A 16776-nucleotide genomic window follows, 5' to 3' on the forward strand; every position below is an offset into this window, starting at 1 on the left:
ATATATCGGAAAATTAGGCCTTTATTTGCTTCTTTCGAAAATAATCCGTATATTACGACGGAACCCCCAATCGCCTGCCTATGAAAAAAATCGGCTGTTTATTCCTTTTTCTGCTTCTCTTCCTCTTCGCCTGCGTCAGGGAGGATGACGTGCCCGGAGCGAATCCGGAAACGGGAAGCAATCGTGTGAGCCATATCGTTCCGATAGAGGATGCCCTCTCCGGCCTGCGTGAAATCCTCGCCCCGCTTCAAAAGGACACGCGCGCCGGGCGAAGCTATGCGGTCAAGGGGGTCGATGTCGTTGCAACCGGTGGCGCGACCCGCGCTGCCGGCGCTTCGGAGGGGACGGATACGCTGCTTTATATCGTCAACTTCGAGGACGACGGCTATGCGCTGCTGACGGCGGACGACCGTCTCGAAGGGGTGATCGCCCTGGTCGACGAAGGAAATATCTCGGCGGAAGAGTTCGTTGCCTCGGCTGCCGCTACGACTCCTGTGCCGGAGATGGGCGGTCTTCCCGATTTTTCGATACCGCTTCGCATGCTGATTATGCGATACGTCGAAAATATCGAGGACGAAAAAGAGGTCGGGACGCCGGTGTTTTACACGCCGTGGTACCCCGAAGTACTGTGCCAGCCGCTGATGAAAACCAAATGGAATCAAGTTTGGCCGTTTAATATATATTGTCCTGTTGAAAACGGAAAAAACTGTGTGGCGGGATGTGTGGCTATCGCCCTGGCCCAAATTGCGACCTATAACCAGTCGGTTCATAATGTAGGACCCGACGTGCTTCATGAAATCGCTTTGGATTGGAACGGGATTCGTGCTTATCTATCCGATCCCGACCATACCGATCCGTCGCCGGCGGCGCTTCTGGTCTATGCCATGGGGCGCGAGGTGGATATGAAATATGGATCGGATGAAAGCAGTTCAAATATCGATAAAGCGGCAAGAGCTATGCCGTGGCTCGGGTATAAAATGGTGTTCAACACACGGTATCATGTGGAGATCATCGAGGAGATGCTTTTGGAACGCCGTTTGCCCGTCTATATCCGTGGCCTGGCTGAATTTACAACCGGGAAAACGGGTGGACATGCCTGGGTGATCGACGGTTATTACCGTTACCGGCGGGATAAAACGAGTGATGATCCTTCGAAATGCGTTTCTTATACTGTTTTCGATACGTATTATACGGAATTGGTTCACTGTAATTTCGGTTGGGGCGGGTTATGTAACGGTTATTATATCTCAAATATTTTCAATCTGACGAACGGCGCGACTATCCCCGATCCCGGGTTAGGTGAAAGAAATATCGAAAATTTTGTAGATAAGCGAATGTTGTCCTACCAATTATGAAGCCTATGAAAAAGATGCTTGCCGTGCTTCTATGCGGAATTCTTGTTTTCAGCGGTTGCTCCGAAGTGCCGGATGATCCTGGGAAAGTTCCGGATACAATGTATAAGGAATATCTGATCGATGTATATGTAGTACCCGAGCAGTTGACGCTGGTTGGTGTTAGCAATGAAGTTTATTTTTCGATAAGCGGTTCCCAGTACGCCTATTGGCACAAAGGGGCAAAGCTAGCTGAATTTCTTCGGTTGGCGGCTTTGCACGGCGGCCGGATTGACCGGGAAGTAACATTATTCCCGGAGTATTACTGGTTTGCTAATGGGGATTATGCCTGCTATTCCGAAGATTTCGCATCGATCGACGTGACCTGCGATCAGCCGTGGGACGAAACGCATCCGGTCGGCAGTTCGCTCAATGAGTTTTTTACGGTTGCATTCAGCACCTTCGCTCCGTATGTTCGCAACGGTAATTCCGGCCCGGAAGTCGTCCGGGTGGAGAAACGTATGGACACCCTGGAAGAGGGCGATTTAGATATGATTGTCTTCGGCACTCTGCGTGTGGAAATGGTATCGGTGAAACAATTTTCCGAGCCGTTCCAATTTACTATGACGCTTACTACCAAGTCGGGAAGGCCACTTTCGGTAAGTTGGCCCTATTGAATTTTCAATGGAAAACAAATGATGAAATCGAAACAAGGGCTGTTCTTATTCCTGTTGGGAATTTTGGTATTGGGCGGTTGTTCCGACGATAAGGAATACCCCTGAAAATCAATAGATTACAAGGATTATTTGATCGATGCCTATATTCAACCCTTAAAATTAACGGCATTAAGAGAATACGATTCGTTGTGGCTTGCGATGGATGGTCCTGTTTATGCCACCTGGTCCACCGGTGCTGATTATTCCGAATTTCTGCGGCTGGCGGCCTTGCACGGCGGCCGGATCGATCGGGAGCTATCGATTCAATTGGAAGTGTACTACATTTATCCGATAGGTTTCGGGGGAATTACGTCACTTATGCCGAGGATTTCGCATCGATCGACGTGACTTGTGATCAGCCGTTTGACGAAACGCATCCGGTCGGCAGTTCGCTCAAGGAGTATTGTACGGTTATATTCTCTACGTTCGCTCCGTTTGTTCGAGCCGGAAATTCTGGACAAGGTGTCGTAGAAGAGTTAAAGAAACTGGATGCGCTCGCCGAAGGGGACCTTGATATGATCGCATACGGTACACTGCGTGTTCGTCTGCCTGAAAAGCGCTTCTCCGTGCCGTGTACCTATACCGTCACGTTAACGACCAAATCGGGCCGTCCGCTGTCGGTCGACTGGAAGCGGGGGGCGCTTCAATAGAGGAAGGACCTGACGGTTTGCGAACCGATCGCTTTTCGTGAAATCTCCCGTCACCCCGACGGGAGATTTTTTTCAGGCCGTCAGATCGCCGGAAAAGGGGCAAGAACGGCGGGTTTCGGAGAAATAAAACGAAAATCGAAGCGATTTTTACCCGTAAAATTGCCCGTATCGCAAGAAATTGCTATTTTTGTTCGTTTGAAAACCGTGCGTTTTCCGCGAAAGAGCGCCTTTGGAAAAGGGGCGGCAGGGAATCGGAGGCGTTCGGTCTGAAGCATGGCCCCGACCCCGGCTCGAACCAGAGCCGGACCCCGCCCGGATTCCGGCTTGAACCAGCTCCGGACCCCGGCTTGGACCTCAGCCCGGACCCGGTAAAGAATCCGAACGTGGACCGGACCGGTCTGAACCCGAAACGAATAACGCAACACTTAGATAGAAACAGATGCTAACGGAAGAAGAAAAGAATGCCGGTTTGACGGGGCGGATCATCCCCATCAATATCGAAGAGCAGATGAAGTCGGCCTACATCGACTACTCGATGTCGGTCATCGTTTCGCGTGCGCTGCCCGACGTGCGCGACGGAATGAAACCCGTACACCGTCGTATCCTCTACGACATGAGCGCGGAGCTGAACCTCTACTCCGACAAGCCCACCCGTAAGTCGGCGCGTATCGTCGGTGACGTGCTGGGTAAGTTCCACCCCCACGGCGACTCGTCGGTCTACGACGCGATGGTCCGCCTGGCGCAGGATTGGTCGATGCGCTACCCGCTGGTCGACGGCCAGGGTAACTTCGGCTCGATGGACGGCGACTCGCCGGCCGCGATGCGTTACACGGAGGCCCGCATGAAGAAGATCACCGACGAGGTGATGGCCGACATCGACAAGGAGACGGTCGACTGGACGCTCAACTTCGACGACACGATCCCCGAACCGACCGTGCTCCCGACGAAAATTCCGCTGCTGATCGTCAACGGCGCGAGCGGCATCGCCGTCGGTATGGCCACCAACATGGCTCCGCACAACCTCTCGGAGGTGGTCGACGCCTGCTGCGCCTATATCGACAATCCCGAAATCACGGGCGAGGAGTTGCTGCATTATGTCAAGGGTCCCGATTTCCCCACGGGCGGCATCATCTACGGCTACGAGGGTGTCCGCGAAGCGCTGCTCACGGGCCGCGGCCGCGTGATGATGCGCGCCAAGACCGAGATCGAACATACGCCCAGCGGCCGCGAGTGCATTGTCATCACGGAGATTCCCTACATGATCAACAAGGCCGAAATGATCAAGAAGATCGCCGACATGATCAACGAGAAGAAGATCGACGGCATCTCCTACATCAACGACGAATCGGACCGCAACGGCCTGCGGATCATCATCATCCTCAAACACGACGCCGTGGCGAGCGTGGTGCTCAACACGCTGTTCAAGAATACGCCGCTGCAAACGTCGTTCGCCGTGAACAACATCGCGCTGGTCAACGGCCGGCCGCAGATGCTGCCGATGCGCGATTTGATCCGCCACTTCGTCGACCACCGTCACGACGTGGTGGTCCGCCGTGCGCGCTTCGACAAGCGCAAGGCGGAGGAGCGGCTGCACATCGTGCTGGGTCTCTTGATCGCGCAGGACAACATCGACGAGATCGTGCGCATCATCCGTGCGTCGCAGACGCCCGATGCGGCCAAGCAGACCATGATCGAGCGCTTCTCGCTGAGCGAGATACAGGCTACGGCTATCATCGAGATGCGCCTGCGCGCCCTGACGGGGCTGGAGCACGGTAAACTGGTGGCCGAGCGCGACGAACTGATGAAGACGATCGCCCACCTGACGGAGGTGCTCGAAAACGTGTCGATGCAGATGCAGATCATCAAGGACGAGCTGCAGGAGATGAAGGAGAAGTATGGCGACGAGCGCCGTTCGGAGATCGTCTACGCCTCCGAGGAGTTCAACCCCGAGGATTTCTACGCCGACGACGACATGGTAATCACCATCTCGCACATGGGCTACATCAAGCGCACGCCGCTGGCCGAATACCGCACGCAGAACCGCGGCGGGGTGGGGGCCAAGGGGAGCGCAACGCGCGACGAGGACTTCATCGAACACATCTACGTGGCCTCGATGCACAACACGATGCTCTTCTTTACGGAGAAGGGCCGCTGCTACTGGCTCAAGGTCTACGAAATACCCGAAGGGGCGCGCTCGTCGAAGGGACGCGCCATCCAGAACGTCATCCAGATCGAACCGGACGACAAGGTGCGCGCCTACATCAACGTCAAGCGCCTCGACGATGCCGACTACGTGAACGAGAACTACATCATCATGTGCACGAAGGACGGCACGATCAAGAAGACGCGCCTGGAGGCCTACTCGCGGCCGCGCCAGAACGGCGTGAACGCCATCGTCATCCGCGAGGGCGACCAGCTGATCGAGGCGAAGCTCACCAGCGGCCGCGCCGAGGTGATGATCGCCGCCAAGGAGGGCAAGTGCATCCGCTTCAACGAGTCGACGGTGCGTCCGATCGGCCGCGTGGGCGCAGGCGTGCGCGGCATCTCGATCGAGGAGTCGGACGAGGTGATCGGCATGATCTGCGTCGAGCCGGATTCGAAACAGGACGTGCTGGTGCTGAGCGAGAACGGCTACGGCAAACGCACCGATCTGGACGAGTACCGCATCACCAACCGCGGCGGCAAGGGCGTCAAGACGATCAACGTGACGGAGAAGACCGGCAAGCTGATCTCGATCCAAGCCGTCACGGACGAGAACGACCTGATGATTATCAACCGCTCGGGCCTGACCATCCGCACGGCCGTATCGCAGATCCGCCTGGCGGGCCGCGCGACGCAGGGCGTGAAGATCATCAACCTGCGCGAGGGCGACGCCATCGCCTCGGTGATGGCCGTACCGCATGTCGAAGAGGTCGAACCCGATCCCGAAGCAGGCGTAACGGAGGGCAATGCCGCTGAGGGTACTGTTGCCGAGGGGGCTGCTGCCGACGCCGCGGCTGCCGCAGGCGCACCCGATGGTGCTGCCGACGCAGCTCGGCCCGAAGCGCCGCAAGCCGGAGAGCCCGCCGACGAGTAGCGCGGGCCGCCCCGGCGGACCGACCGTTGCGTTCCGGCCGATTTGTCGCAGAACTATGCGAAGTAGTTGCATGGGAAGATTTTTTGATTACCTTTGTAAAAGGTAAACGACTGCACGCAAGACCGTACCCGGATCGGACCGACGGCTCCCCAGCAGGGAGCGGGCACGGAACAGAAAGAAAAAGAAAACCTTAATTTTCAATGACTATGAAAAAAACGATTTTGACGGTCCTCGCGGCGATGCTTCTGGCAGTTCCCGCCGTGCAGGCCCAGAAAGTGAACAAGACCGCTATTCTTGCCAAGATCGAGAAGAGCGACGCGGATGTCGCCGATGCCAAGAAAGGGGCCAAGTCCGCTACGTGGATCAACCGCGGCAAAGCCTTCTACGAGGCGGCGCTGGAGCCTACGAAGAGCCTGTTCGTCAATATGGACGCGGCGATGCTCAAGCTGGCCGTCGGCGAACCCGCTTCGAAGGGGAGCGAGACGGTAAACGATACGGAGTACACCACGTGGGTCTATCCCTACTTTACCGCCTATATCAAGGACAACAAGCTGGTTACCTGGAAGCAGACCAAGCACATCATGAAGGGCGCCGCCGAGAAGGCCATCGAGGCTTACAACAAGGCGTTCGAACTGGATCCCAAGGCGGAGGCCAAAGCCAAAGAGGGGCTGAAGCAGGTGGCCGACCTCTGCTCGCAGATGGGTAACGTGGGGATCGACGCCGCCGACTACGTGGGAGCGGCCAAGGCTTACGCGCTGGCTTACGAGGCGCAGACCAGCCCCGCTTACAACGAACCGAACGATGCGCTGCTCTACTATGCGGGTTATCTCTACGCCGTGGACGGCGCGACCAATCCCAAATCGTTCGTCAAGGGGGCCAAATACCTCAACCAGGCGCTCGATAAGGGCTATAACGACGAGGACGGCAGCATCTATTACTACCTCTTCCACTGCTACTACGGCCAGAAGGCCGAGAAGCCCGAGATGGTAATGAAGTCGAAGGACGTGCTGCTGACCGGCATCGAGAAATTTCCCAAGAACGAGCGTATCCTCGAGGGGCTGATGCAGCTCTATACCGCCGAGCAGGGCGTGGGCGATCCCGCCGACCTGATCGCGCTGATAGACAAGGCCATCGCCGAGAATCCGACCAATATCGACCTCTGGTTCGGCCGCGGCCGCATCTTCTATGCGCTGAAGAACGACGACGAGAGCATCGCTTCGTTCGCCAAGGTGGTGGAGCTGCAGCCCGATCTTTTCGACGGCAACTACTACCTGGGTCTGTTCTACACGATCAAGGCCGACCGGATGAACGAGGAGCTGAACAAAAAGCAGTACAGCAGCCAGGATGCCTACGACGCTGACCTGAAGGCGGTTAACGACGTTTATATGGCCGCCCTGCCGTGGCTCGAGAAGGCTTACGAGTTGAAACCGGGCGATCCCGACACGCTCGAGATTCTCAAGCAGCTCTGCTTCCGTCTGCGCGACGAGGAGGGGATGATGGAGAAGTACAACAAGTACAACGGTCTCTGGAAACAGGCCAAGGGGCTTGAATAGATTTCCGTTACGCGGATACGAAATATCCCGGCTCTTCATCGGAGCCGGGATATTTTTTTGTGATGGAGGCGCGGGCGGGAGGTGTCGGTCTTGTCCGCTCGGTTCTTGCGGAATCCGATAGAGGGTTGCGTATGACCGGAACCGGATAAGGGGTTGCGTTTGACCGCCTTGCACCTTTTTATGCCGCGTGGATGCTTGCCGGGCCACTGGTTGCCGGGCTGCGGTCGTGGGCCATGCTTGCCTGCTTTATCGCCTTACCGCTTCGTCCGTAAACCGGTTGTAGTCGCGCAATCTCCGCTTGCCGCCTACCGCGCGATCCGGCCCGAGACCGGGCCGTCCGCCAGCCGCTACCGCTTGGTCGGGAACCGGTTGTCAATGCCCGAACACCACCTGCCGCCTACCGCGCGATCCGGCCCAAAACCGAGCCGCCCGCCAGCGCCGCGACCTTTTGGTCGGGAACCGGTTGTCAATGCCCGAACACCACCTGCCGCCTATCGTGCGATCCGGCCCGAGGTCGAGCCACCCGCCAGCGCGGCGACCTCCTCGGCCGTGAACTGGTTGTAGTCGCCCGGAACGGTGTTCTTCAGCGCACAGGCTGCAGCCCCGAAATCGAGCGCATACTGCGCGTCGCCCGGCCGGGCCGCCAGCCCGCAGACGATGCCGCCCACGAACGCGTCGCCCACGCCCACGCAGTCGACCACACAGTCGATGTCGTAGACGCGCGTGGTCAGCAGCCGCCCCTCGGTATAGAGGGTTCCCGAGATGAGGTGGTGGTTGGCGCTCAGTACGTTGCGCAGCGCGAAGACCACGGCCCGGCAGCCCGGGAACCGCGCCGCCACTTGGCGGGCGGCCGCCTCGTATCCCGTCTGGTCGGGCCGGTACGCCGCGTCGCACGCCGCGAACCGGGGCAGCTCCAGCCCCAACACCTTTTCGTATTCGTCGTCCGTGCCGAAGAGCACGTCGCACTGCTCCATCAGCGGCGGCAGCACCTCGTCGGGCCGCTTGCCGTACTGCCAGAGGTTCTTGCGGTAGTTCAAATCGCACGAGACCACCAGCCCCGAGACCCGGGCCGCTGCGATGGCTTCGGCGCATACGGCGGCCGTTTCGGCCGTCACGGCAGCCGAGATGCCCGACCAGTGGAACCACCCCGCGTCGCGGAACACCTCCGACCAGTCGATCTGCCCGGGCCGCAGCCCGTCGAACGACGATCCGGCCCGGTCGTAAACCACCTGCGAAGCGCGCATGGCGGCGGCCTCCTCCATGTAGTATAGTCCGATGCGGCGGCCTGCCCGCACGATGTGGCGCGTGTCGACCCCGTAACTGCGCAGGTCGTCGATGCAGGCGTCCGCGATGCGGTTCGGGGGCAGGCAGGTCACCAGCTCGCTGTGCAGTCCGTAGTTGGCCAGCGACACGGCCACGTTGGCTTCGCTGCCGCCGAAGCCGGCCTCGAAAAGGGCGCTCTGCGAGAACCGCCGGCGCGCGGGCGGGGTCAGGCGGAGCATGATCTCGCCGAAGGAGACGATCTTTTTCCCACTATCCATTTCATTCGCTCATTGAAAGTTCTTCTCCCGAAAAGGCGGAAAGCCCGGCGCAATCCGGGCTTCCGCAACTTTTTCGATCCGTTTTTTCAGCGGGGTTGTCCCGGCGGAAACTACCTGATGATGACTTGGAGCGGACTTTCGATGGCGGCTTTCACCTCCTCGACCTGCTCCATCCACTCCTCCATGTCGTCGATGCCGCCCTGGCTCCAGCCCGTTCCGGCGTAGTAGGTCATCGGAATGCCGGGCTTGACGCTCTTCACGGCGACGGCGTGGCCGAGCGTGTCGGGCAGAATCTGCGCCCCGGGCAGTACGACCGCCGCATAGATGTCGCCGTCACGCACGGGGTCCTTCGTGTCGGAGGTCGCCTCGCGGAAGGCCAGCCAGCCGTCGCCCGAGAGGGTCTGCTTCACGTCGTGGCGCACGAATCCGGCCGCAACGGGCAGCTCGGCGAAAGCACCTTCGTAGATGCTCTCCATGCGGTTGAAACGCTGGTTGGCGTCGAGCGAAATGATCTTGGTCAGCGACACCTCCGTGCCGTCCACCTCCCACGGTGCGTAGGTCAGTTTGACCGTCGTGCGGATCGGACCGTTGTCGAGCGTTTGCTGCGTGAGGTAGTTGTGGGGCATCATCCAGAACTTGCCCCCGGCGAAGGGAACCGACGAGCCGCCGCCCAGCGTCACGCCGACCTTGTAGCAGTCCATGCCGTCGCCGTAGTTGTGGTGGTAGTCGCCCTTGGCGTACCACTCGTCGATCACCAGCTTGTCGGTGCACTTCACCCAGACGTCGATGCCGGGCGTCACCAGCTTCTCGGGCGAGGTCTCGAGCGAGGGACCGTAGAGACGGTAGGCTACCTTGTTATTCTCCCAGGCGTAATCGTCGTAACGCTCGGGCACGTGGCGGCCGAACGCCTGGGCGGGGTAGGCTTCGCGGACACCGGTCTTGATGGCGAAACGCTCGGTCTCCAGCGCGTCGGCATCGACCTGGAAGATGAGTGCCTGCGGCTCCTCGGAGCCGCGGAAGAGCACCTGCGAGGGGACCTGCCGGCCGTCGTGGTCGAGTACGATAACGTTGTCGGGGGTCACCCCTTCGAGCGCTGCGATGCGGTTCCAGGCGATCTCGACGGTCTCGTCGTCGCGCTCGGTCTGCGTCGGGTTCGTCACTTCGACCTTCAGGCTTTGGGAGCAGGAGACCGCAAGGAGCGCGGCAGCGGTCAATACGGTGATTAAATTGGTGTTTTTCATACTGTTTGAATTGATGTTTTTTCGTTCGTCGTGCGGCAAAATTACGTTTTTTTTCGTACATTGGTCAACCAAAGCGGCAAATATTCTATTGAATTTGGTAATTTTTCATAGGGTATGTCGTGAAAACTTGCTATTTTTACATGGTGAAAAAGCAGGGTCCGCGCGGCCCGCTCTCCGGTCTGAAAACTTAAACGGTAATATAACCTCGAAATGAAACAGTTCAACGACGACAACTTCCTGTTGCAAACCCCCACCGCGGAACGGCTCTACCACGAGCATGCGGCCAAAATGCCGATTATCGACTACCATTGCCACCTCATCCCCGAATACGTGGCCTCGAACCACCGCTTCGACAACCTGTCGAAGATCTGGCTGGAGGGCGACCACTACAAGTGGCGCGCGATGCGTACCAACGGCGTGGACGAGCGCTACTGCACGGGCAGGGATACCACCGACTGGGAGAAGTTCGAGAAGTGGGCCGAGACGGTTCCCTACACGATGCGCAACCCGCTCTACCATTGGACGCATCTGGAGCTGAAGACCGCGTTCGGCGTCACGAAGCTGCTGAACGCCTCCTCCGCCCGCGAGATTTACGACCACTGTACGGCCCTGTTGCAGAAGCCCGAGTACTACGCCCGCGGCCTGATGCAGCACTACAACGTCGAGGTGGTCTGCACGACGGACGATCCGGTGGATTCGCTCGAGCACCACATCAAGGTGCGCGACGACGGTTTCGCGGTGAAGATGCTGCCCACGTGGCGGCCCGACAAGGCGATGGCCGTGGAGGTTCCCGCCGAGTTCCGCGCCTACATGGAGAAGCTCTCCGAGGTGTCGGGCGTCACGATCCGCAAGTTCGCCGACGTGATCGAGGCGCTGCGTGTGCGTCACAAGTTCTTCGAGGAGGTCGGCTGCCGCCTCTCGGACCACGGCATCGAGGAGTTCTACGCCGAAGAATATACCCAGGCCGAGATCGACGCCATTTTTAATAAGGTGTACGGCGGACAGTCGCTCACGCAGGAAGAGATTCTCAAGTTCAAGACCGCCATGATGGTCGAATTTGCCGTCATGGACTGGGAGACGGGGTGGACGCAGCAGTTCCACTACGGCGCCATCCGCAACAACAACAGCCGCATGTTCCGCCAGCTGGGACCCGACACGGGCTTCGACTCGATCGGCGACTTCACGGTGGGCAAGAAGATGTCGCGCTTCTTCGACATGCTCGACGGCGGCGACAAGCTGACCAAGACGATCATCTACAACCTCAACCCGCGCGACAACGAGCTGGTGGCCACCATGCTGGGCAACTTCCAGGACGGCCGCTACGGTCCGGGCAAGATTCAGTTCGGTTCGGGCTGGTGGTTCCTCGATCAGAAGGACGGCATGGAGAAGCAGATGAACGCCCTCTCGACGCTGGGCCTCTTGAGCCGCTTCGTGGGCATGCTGACCGACTCGCGCTCGTTCCTCTCGTACCCGCGCCACGAGTATTTCCGCCGCACGTTGTGCAACCTCTTGGGCAACGACATCGAAAACGGCCTGCTGCCCGCCTCGGAGATCGACTTCATCGGACGCGAGATCGTCGAGGGCATCTCGTACCGCAATGCGAAAAACTATTTCAAATTCTAATACAAAAACCCAATCAGCAAGATGAAAATCGTAACCTTAGGTGAGATCATGCTGCGTCTGTCCACGCCGGGCAACACGCGTTTCGTTCAGTCCGATTCGTTCGACGTCGTATACGGCGGCGGCGAGGCCAACGTGGCCGTCAGCTGCGCCAACTACGGCCACGAAGCGTACTTCGTGTCGAAACTTCCCAAACACGAGATCGGCCAGTCGGCGGTCAATGCCCTGCGCAAGTACGGCGTTCGGACCGACTTCATCGCCCGCGGCGGCGACCGCGTGGGTATCTACTACCTCGAAACGGGTGCGTCGATGCGTCCCTCGAAGGTGATCTACGACCGGGCGCACTCCTCGATCGCCGAGGCCGATCCGCAGGATTTCGACTTCGACGCCATCATGGAGGGCGCGCAGTGGTTCCACTGGTCGGGCATCACCCCCGCCATTTCGGACAAGGCCGCCGAGCTGACCCGCCTGGCCTGCGAGGCCGCCAAGCGCCACGGGGTGACCGTTTCGGTCGATCTGAACTTCCGCAAGAAGCTCTGGACCAAGGAGAAAGCCCAGTCGATCATGAAGCCGCTGATGCAGTACGTCGACGTCTGCATCGGCAACGAGGAGGACGCAGAACTGTGCCTGGGCTTCAAGCCCGACGCCGATGTCGAGGGCGGAGAGACCAACGCCGAGGGCTACAAGGGAATCTTCCGCCAGATGGCCGCCGAGTTCGGCTTCAAGTACGTCATCTCGACGCTGCGCGAGTCGTTCTCCGCGACGCACAACGGCTGGAAAGCCATGATTTACAACGGCAAGGAGTTCTACGAGTCGAAGCGTTACGACATCAATCCGATCATCGACCGCGTCGGCGGCGGCGACTCGTTCTCGGGCGGTGTGATCCACGGCCTGCTGACCAAGCCCACGCAGGGCGAGGCGCTCGAATTCGCCGTGGCCGCATCGGCGCTCAAGCACACCATCAACGGCGACTTCAACCTCGTATCGGTCGAGGAGGTCGAGTCGTTGGCCGGCGGCAACGCCAGCGGACGCGTACAGCGATAGTTGCGTTTTGCCGTAAGGGTGGGCGTATTTCGGCCTTTCCTTGCAGTGGGCTGAATGTCCCCTTTTGCAGGCAACCGTAATCCGCCTCACGGTGACTACAAAACAGTTTATAAAGTATAATTGAAATTACAGATATGGCAAGATTTTCAAAAATTCAGGTATTGGAGGCCATCGGTAAGACCGGTATGGTCCCTGTCTTCTACCACGCTGACGCCGAGATTGCCAAGCAGGTCGTCAAGGCTTGCTACGAGGGCGGCGTGCGTGCTTTCGAATTCACCAACCGCGGCGATTTCGCCTCGGAGGTCTTCGTCGAGGTGATCAAGTTCGCCGCGAAGGAGTGCCCCGAAATGATGATGGGCGTGGGAACGGTCGTCGACGCTCCGACGGCCGCCCTCTACATCCAGTACGGGGCCAACTTCATCGTGGGTCCCTATCTGAACCCCGAGGTGGCGAAGGTCTGCAACCGCCACCTGGTTCCCTACACCCCGGGCTGCGGTTCGGTGACCGAGATCGGCATCGCCCAGGAGCTGGGCTGCGACCTGACGAAGGTGTTCCCCGCCGGCAACGTGGGCGGTCCGTCGTTCGTCAAGAACGTCAAGGCTCCGCTGCCGTGGTCTAACATCATGGCTACGGGCGCCGTGGAACCCACCGAGGAGAACCTCACGGCGTGGTTCAAGGCCGGCGTCTACTGCGTGGGCATGGGCTCGCAGCTCTTCCCCAAGGAGGTGATCGCCGCGAAGGACTGGAAGGCCATCGCCGACAAGTGCCGCTTCGCGCTGGACGTGATCGCCAAGCTGCGTTAAACGATCTTTCGCAGGCTCCGTCCGGCGGCGGCCCCCGATCCGCCGCCGGGCGAGGTTTGCGTCTCACCATCCCCGAACTTACTTAAAACCCGAAATTAATGACAAACAACCAATCGACTCTCGCCGCAAAGATGACGCAGTACCGCTGGGTCATCTGCGCGATGCTCTTCTTTGCGACGACCGTTAATTACCTCGACCGTCAGGTGCTTTCGCTGACGTGGGACGAGTTCATCAAACCCGAATTTCACTGGAACGAATACCACTACGGGCTGATTACCTCGATCTTCTCGATCGTCTATGCCGTCTGCATGCTCTTCGCCGGACGCTTCATCGACTGGATGGGCACGAAGAAGGGTTACCTCTGGGCCATCGGCGTCTGGTCGGTGGGCGCCTGCCTCCATGCCCTGTGCGGCGTGGCCACCGAAGCGTGGGTGGGCCTGCCCAGCAAGGAGGCGCTGATCGCCGTCGAGGCCGGATCGGCCATGGCCGCCACGATCGCCATGGTCAGCATGTACTTCTTCATCGCCGCGCGCTGCATCCTGGCGCTGGGCGAGGCGGGCAACTTCCCCGCAGCGATCAAGGTGACCGCCGAGTACTTCCCCAAGAAGGACCGCGCCTACGCCACCTCGATCTTCAACGCCGGCGCTTCGATCGGCGCGCTGTTCGCTCCGCTGACCATCCCGCTGCTGGCCAAGGCGTGGGGCTGGGAGACGGCCTTCATCGTCATTGGCGGCCTGGGCTTCATCTGGATGGGCTTCTGGGTGTTCATGTACAAGAAACCCTCGGAGCACCCCAGCGTCAACCCCGCCGAGCTGGAGTACATCGAGCAGGACAAGCACGAAATGGTCGATGGCGAAGCGGTCGACCAGGAGCAGGCGAACGAGAAAATCTCCTTCTGGAAGACCTTCTCCTTCAAGCAAACGTGGGCGTTCGCTTTCGGCAAGTTCATGACCGACGGCGTGTGGTGGTTCTTCCTCTTCTGGACCCCTTCGTACCTCAATACGCAGTTCAACATCAAGATGTCCGAAGGGCTGGGTGTGGCGCTGATCTTCACGCTCTACGCCATCACGATGCTCTCGATCTACGGCGGCAAAATTCCGACCATCATCATCAACAAGACGGGGCTGAACCCCTATGCGGCCCGCATGCGCGCCATGCTGATCTTCGCGTTCATTCCGCTGCTGGTGCTGCTGGCGCAGCCGATGGGTACGATCTCGCCCTGGTTCCCGATCATTCTGATCGGTCTGGGCGGCGCGGCGCATCAGTCGTGGTCGGCCAACATCTTCTCCACGGTGGGCGACATGTTCCCCAAGTCGGCGATTGCGACCGTGACGGGTATCGGCGGCATGGCCGGCGGCGTGGGGTCGATGATCCTGCAATGGTTCGCCGGCTGGCTGTTCGTGCATGCCGATCAGACCTCGATGCAGTTCATGGGCTTCGTCGGCAAACCTGCGGGTTACTTCGTGGTGTTCTGCATCTGCGCCGTGGCCTATCTGGTGGGCTGGATCGTCATGAAGTCGCTGGTTCCCAAGTATAAGCCGATCGTCGTCGAATAGTTGCTTAAGGTTCGATCAGGCATTTTTCCGCATGACCGTCCGGGGGCGCCTCTCTTTGGTGGACGAGGCGTCCTCCCGCACGGGATTCGCCACCATGTTTAACACCTAAACAGCTTACCATGCTTAAACAACTCAATAAATCGACCGTCGAAAAGGTCGAGCGCCCAGTCCGGATTCTGCAGTTCGGCGAGGGCAACTTCCTGCGTGCGTTCGTCGACTGGCAGATCGACATCGCCAACGAAAAAGGCGTGATGAACGCGGGCGTGGCCATCTGCCAGCCCATCCTCGATCCCGAGCGCAAGGTGCTGGGGATGATCGACCTGCTGCACAAGCAGGACAATATGTATCACGTCTATCTGGAGGGTATCGAGAACAAGCAGCCCAAGAAGGACGTGCGGCTCGTCAGGAGCGTCATGGATTCGTTCAACCCCTACGTGGAGTACGAGAAGTACGAGCAGTATTTCCTCTCGCCCGAGCTGAAGATCACCATCTCGAACACCACCGAGGCGGGTATCCGCTACGAGGAGGGCGACGACCTGGAGGCGCGTCCGCCCAAGTCGTATCCGGCTAAGATGACCGCGCTGCTCTATAAGCGCTTCAAGCACTTCAACGGCGATCCGACCAAAGGGCTGTGCATCATCTGCTGCGAGCTGATCGAGAACAACGGCTCCACGCTGCACGAATACGTTATCCGGCACGCTAAGTATCACAAGCTGGGGCAGGAGTTCATCGACTGGGTCGAGCAGAACTGCCACTTCTGCGATACGCTCGTCGACCGCATCGTGCCGGGCTTCCCGCGCGACACGATCAACGAGATCAAGGAGGAGATCGGTTTCGACGACAACCTCGTGGTCAAGGCCGAGCTGTACCACCTGTGGGCCATCGGCGGTCCGGGTTATAAGGAGGTGATGAAAGAGCTGCCGCTCGACAAGGCGGGGCTGCACGTCATCTTCATGCCCTCGATCAAGCAGTTCCGCGACAAGAAGGTCCGCATCCTCAACGGCTCGCATACGGGCATGGTTCCCATCGCCCTGCAGATGGGCTGCCAGACGGTGATGGACGCTTTCGACACGCCCGCCATCGAGCGCTTCGTCAACGATATGGTCTCGGAGGAGGTCATCCCGATGATCGACGAGGACCAGGCCGAGCTGAAAGAGTTCGCCGCCGGGATTCTGGAGCGCTTCTACAACCCGTTCATCAAGCACATGCTGCGGTCGATTTCGCTCAACTCGCTCTCCAAGTGGGAGGCGCGCAACTATCCGACCGTCAAGGACAACTGGTTCAAGGCGCATAAGCTGGCCGAGCACGAGTGCTTCACGTTCGCCGCCTTGATGAGCCTCTATTCGCCCGAGAGCGGTTTCGAGCCGGACGACACGAAGGAGTTCGTGGAGTACATCCGCGCCAACTGGGATTCGGCCGATATGGACGCCACGATCAGCAGGATCGTCCGCGAAAGCGGCATCTTCACGGTCGACTTCTCGGAGGTTCCGGGCTTCGTACCCGCCGTGGCGGGGTATGTCCGCGACATCGAGCAGCTGGGTATGGCCGAGGCGCTGAACAAATTTTTGAACAAGTAATTTCGGCAGAAAGCGCTGCGTGGACGCAGCGTTTGCGGGATTCGGATTGGGTTTTATTCGCGGCCCCG

The 16776-nt window shown here is 59.1% G+C and carries 12 protein-coding genes; 10 read left to right on the plus strand and 2 right to left on the minus strand.

What is annotated here, in order from left to right:
• Positions 1–80 precede the first annotated feature (80 nt).
• From ACMO9O_RS06800 to ACMO9O_RS06820, 5 genes are all read left to right on the plus strand, one after another.
• Entirely contained in the window at positions 81–1355 is a 1275-nt protein-coding gene (locus ACMO9O_RS06800) for a C10 family peptidase (RefSeq protein ID WP_418983054.1), read from the plus strand.
• Positions 1356–1360: 5 nt separating this feature from the next.
• Positions 1361–2008, plus strand: a complete 648-nt coding sequence (locus ACMO9O_RS06805; RefSeq protein WP_418983055.1) for a hypothetical protein — start codon at positions 1361–1363, stop codon at positions 2006–2008.
• Between the two features lie 129 nt (positions 2009–2137).
• On the plus strand, positions 2138–2395 hold the full coding sequence (locus ACMO9O_RS06810; protein ID WP_418983057.1) for a hypothetical protein: 258 nt from the start codon (positions 2138–2140) through the stop codon (positions 2393–2395).
• 741 nt (positions 2396–3136) lie between these two features.
• A complete protein-coding gene (gene gyrA / locus ACMO9O_RS06815) occupies positions 3137–5773 on the plus strand; it encodes a DNA gyrase subunit A (protein ID WP_418983058.1) in 2637 nt (878 codons plus the stop codon).
• A 206-nt stretch (positions 5774–5979) separates the two neighbouring features.
• Positions 5980–7326 (plus strand): tetratricopeptide repeat protein, encoded by a 1347-nt coding sequence (locus ACMO9O_RS06820; RefSeq protein WP_418983059.1) that lies wholly within the window; start codon positions 5980–5982, stop codon positions 7324–7326.
• 491 nt (positions 7327–7817) lie between these two features.
• On the opposite strand, the gene ACMO9O_RS06825 is transcribed toward ACMO9O_RS06820, so the two are convergent.
• Both ACMO9O_RS06825 and ACMO9O_RS06830 read right to left on the minus strand, forming a co-directional pair.
• Complete coding sequence (locus ACMO9O_RS06825; RefSeq protein ID WP_418983060.1) at positions 7818–8867, minus strand: PfkB family carbohydrate kinase; 1050 nt, start codon at positions 8865–8867, stop codon at positions 7818–7820.
• A gap of 110 nt (positions 8868–8977) precedes the next feature.
• A complete protein-coding gene (locus ACMO9O_RS06830; RefSeq protein ID WP_418983062.1) occupies positions 8978–10108 on the minus strand; it encodes a DUF4861 family protein in 1131 nt (376 codons plus the stop codon).
• Between the two features lie 210 nt (positions 10109–10318).
• Here ACMO9O_RS06830 and uxaC point away from each other — a divergent pair, with 210 nt between their 5' ends.
• The 5 genes from uxaC (at position 10319) to ACMO9O_RS06855 (ending at position 16708) form a co-directional block, all read left to right on the plus strand.
• Entirely contained in the window at positions 10319–11731 is a 1413-nt protein-coding gene (gene uxaC / locus ACMO9O_RS06835; protein ID WP_418983063.1) for a glucuronate isomerase, read from the plus strand.
• A 21-nt stretch (positions 11732–11752) separates the two neighbouring features.
• Entirely contained in the window at positions 11753–12772 is a 1020-nt protein-coding gene (locus tag ACMO9O_RS06840; protein WP_418983064.1) for a PfkB family carbohydrate kinase, read from the plus strand.
• 134 nt (positions 12773–12906) lie between these two features.
• The gene (locus tag ACMO9O_RS06845; RefSeq protein ID WP_418983066.1) at positions 12907–13575 is read left to right on the plus strand and encodes a bifunctional 4-hydroxy-2-oxoglutarate aldolase/2-dehydro-3-deoxy-phosphogluconate aldolase; all 669 of its coding nucleotides are present in this window, start codon (positions 12907–12909) and stop codon (positions 13573–13575) included.
• A 98-nt stretch (positions 13576–13673) separates the two neighbouring features.
• Complete coding sequence (locus ACMO9O_RS06850) at positions 13674–15131, plus strand: MFS transporter (RefSeq protein WP_418983067.1); 1458 nt, start codon at positions 13674–13676, stop codon at positions 15129–15131.
• 119 nt (positions 15132–15250) lie between these two features.
• Positions 15251–16708, plus strand: coding sequence for a tagaturonate reductase (locus ACMO9O_RS06855; RefSeq protein WP_418983068.1), 1458 nt, complete (start codon positions 15251–15253; stop codon positions 16706–16708).
• Positions 16709–16776 lie beyond the last annotated feature (68 nt).

It is taken from the genome of Alistipes sp., from assembly GCF_048465635.1.
In the GTDB taxonomy this organism is placed as follows: Bacteria; Bacteroidota; Bacteroidia; order Bacteroidales; family Rikenellaceae; genus Alistipes.

Bases quoted from the DNA above. Each gene is read 5' to 3' on its own strand.
- gyrA (WP_418983058.1), top strand. From the start codon at position 3,137: ATGCTAACGGAAGAAGAAAAGAATGCCGGTTTGACGGGGCGGATCATC.
- ACMO9O_RS06805 (WP_418983055.1), top strand. From the start codon at position 1,361: ATGAAAAAGATGCTTGCCGTGCTTCTATGCGGAATTCTTGTTTTCAGC.
- ACMO9O_RS06820 (WP_418983059.1), top strand. From the start codon at position 5,980: ATGAAAAAAACGATTTTGACGGTCCTCGCGGCGATGCTTCTGGCAGTT.
- ACMO9O_RS06800 (WP_418983054.1), top strand. From the start codon at position 81: ATGAAAAAAATCGGCTGTTTATTCCTTTTTCTGCTTCTCTTCCTCTTC.
- ACMO9O_RS06830 (WP_418983062.1), bottom strand. From the start codon at position 10,108: ATGAAAAACACCAATTTAATCACCGTATTGACCGCTGCCGCGCTCCTT.
- uxaC (WP_418983063.1), top strand. From the start codon at position 10,319: ATGAAACAGTTCAACGACGACAACTTCCTGTTGCAAACCCCCACCGCG.
- ACMO9O_RS06855 (WP_418983068.1), top strand. From the start codon at position 15,251: ATGCTTAAACAACTCAATAAATCGACCGTCGAAAAGGTCGAGCGCCCA.
- ACMO9O_RS06825 (WP_418983060.1), bottom strand. From the start codon at position 8,867: ATGGATAGTGGGAAAAAGATCGTCTCCTTCGGCGAGATCATGCTCCGC.
- ACMO9O_RS06850 (WP_418983067.1), top strand. From the start codon at position 13,674: ATGACAAACAACCAATCGACTCTCGCCGCAAAGATGACGCAGTACCGC.
- ACMO9O_RS06845 (WP_418983066.1), top strand. From the start codon at position 12,907: ATGGCAAGATTTTCAAAAATTCAGGTATTGGAGGCCATCGGTAAGACC.
- ACMO9O_RS06840 (WP_418983064.1), top strand. From the start codon at position 11,753: ATGAAAATCGTAACCTTAGGTGAGATCATGCTGCGTCTGTCCACGCCG.